This window comes from Acetobacter malorum (assembly GCF_001580615.1).
In the GTDB taxonomy this organism is placed as follows: Bacteria; Pseudomonadota; Alphaproteobacteria; order Acetobacterales; family Acetobacteraceae; genus Acetobacter; species Acetobacter malorum.
Genome location: NZ_LHZC01000009.1, coordinates 1 through 1,224, shown reverse-complemented (window position 1 = coordinate 1,224; position 1,224 = coordinate 1). Strand labels below are relative to the sequence as shown.

The following is a 1,224-nucleotide window of genomic DNA, read 5'->3' as shown; positions in this document are numbered from 1 at the left end:
GTCCCGGTTTAGTTCCGGACCATAGGTTATCTGTTAAGCGGCATTGCGCTCGTAATCCAGAGGGCTTTTCCATTGGAGTGCGGAATGCAGCCTCTGCGGATTATAGAAATCATTGATGTAGGATGTGATAGCCTGTTCGACGTTCTGGCGCGTCCTCCATGCCTGCCGCCACAGGAGTTCAGCTTTCAGGGTCTTGAAGAAGCTTTCCGTGACAGCATTGTCCCAGCAGTTTCCTTTTCTGCTCATGGACACGATAAAGCCATGAGCAGAGAGGAGCCGCCGGTAAGCCTCTGAACAATACTGACTGCCACGATCCGCATGATGGACGCAGCCTGGTGGTGGCTGACGCAAGGCAATAGCGCGCTGTAATGCTGTCGTGGCAAGATCTGCGGTCATGCGGACCTCAAGGTTCCAGCCGATGACTCTGCGTGAGAAGAGGTCCAGCACCACAGCCAAGTAAACCCAGCCTTCACATGTCCAGATATATGTTATGTCCGCTGTCCATTTCTGGTTAAGCGCTGGTGCTGAAAAATCCTGTCCCAGAAGGTTGGGTTTAATACTGTGCTTGTGCGAGCTGTTCGTGGTCACCTTGAAGCGTCGTGTCCTGACAACACGAATGTCATGCTCGCGCATCAGACGTCCAACGCGACGATGTCCGACAGACAGACCGGAAGCCCTGAGTTTCTCTGTCATGCGGGGACGTCCGTAGCTTCGCCTGCTCTGCGCATGAATGGTACGGATATGCACCATCAGGATATCATCCTGTCTTCTGCGGGCACAGACCGGGCGGCATCGCCAGGCTCTTAAACCCCGGTCGCTGACGCCAAACAGGCGGCAGACCCGGTCGCGTGAAAGCGGCCCATGATATCGAGCGATAAAGGCAAACCTCACGACCTTTGGCTCGCGAAGAACTGTGTTGCCTTTTTTAACAGCTCCCTCTCCTCCCGTAGCAGAAGGTTCTCACGTCGCAATCTCTCATTCTCACGCAATAACGCTGTATGATCCGTTGTGTCAGCGACGACAGTATCAAGCTTCTGCGCATCGCGGATCCATTTCTTCAACGTCGAAGACCCAATCCCCAGATCCTGAGCAATACGCTCACGCGACAGACCGCTACTCAGCGCCAAACGCACCGCCTCGTGTTTGAACTCGGCCTTGTAAACTCGTCCCATTCCAAATCTCCTTCATGACCAGCTTCGGTCTTAAAGGTCCGGAACTAAACCG

General features: G+C 54.2%; 1 protein-coding gene. It reads right to left on the bottom strand.

Annotation, left to right across the window (positions count from 1 at the left end):
- Positions 1-33 precede the first annotated feature (33 nt).
- Positions 34-1,172 (bottom strand): IS3 family transposase gene (locus AD930_RS00050; RefSeq protein ID WP_156476766.1). Its coding sequence is split into 2 segments (ribosomal slippage): positions 34-920 and positions 920-1,172, totalling 1,140 coding nucleotides; the frame shifts between segments, so codons are not numbered across the junction.
- Positions 1,173-1,224 lie beyond the last annotated feature (52 nt).